Genomic DNA, 730 nt, shown 5'->3' on the forward strand with positions numbered 1-730 from the left:
ATCATACTTAATCTTAGCAAGAGGACTAGCTTGTATTTTAGTTAAAGCAAATTTAATCTTATTCTTTTTGGGTATAGCAAATATAGGATAACCTTTTATACTCATTCCTATCAAACCCATTTGTAACACAGAATGTTTATTATTAACTTTATGATCTGAATAAGTATAAGCAAATACCATAGCTACTTTAGTACAAGGCCCTCCTAGTATAGGTGGATTTAAACATCCACTTATACTGGCTCCTTGTATTTCATTATTAAGCATAATAGGAACATTGTCTGATTTTATTCTTTTAGCTTTTTTTGCTTTTAACTTAACTCTACCTCCATGTAAGCATAATAAAGTATTATCTTCTAAGATAGGATGCATACAAGAAGTATCAAGAGTTACATTAATATCTTCTATTCTAGGAATAGTTATCTTTCTTTTTCTAGCCATGAAAAGTCTTGTGGGTTTTAAACCCACTAAGATTAAATCAAATCATAAGGAAAACATTTACACAAAACTGATTCTATTTTGTTTAATCATTCTAGCACGATTGATAAGAGCATAAAGGGCTATACTTTCATCATTTAACATTCTTTCAAAAGTTTCACTGTATCTATCCCCATCAAACTCAATACTTTTCCATTCTATAATTTCCGCTTTAGCATTAGTGATAAAAGATATATATTTATCTCTTTGTTTATCGTGTTTGATACCTGCACATAAAGGTTTAAGTGCTTCATCA

Annotated in this window: 2 pseudogenes; both read right to left on the bottom strand. The window is 29.3% G+C overall.

Annotated elements, in window-relative coordinates:
• Nucleotides 1-438: pseudogene (locus tag AJN70_RS09700) on the bottom strand (hypothetical protein); the annotation flags it as partial.
• A gap of 57 nt (nucleotides 439-495) precedes the next feature.
• Nucleotides 496-730: pseudogene (locus tag AJN70_RS08325) on the bottom strand (hypothetical protein); the annotation flags it as partial.

It is taken from the genome of Campylobacter sp. BCW_4341, assembly GCF_001764255.1.
Classification (GTDB): Bacteria; Campylobacterota; Campylobacteria; order Campylobacterales; family Campylobacteraceae; genus Campylobacter_D; species Campylobacter_D jejuni.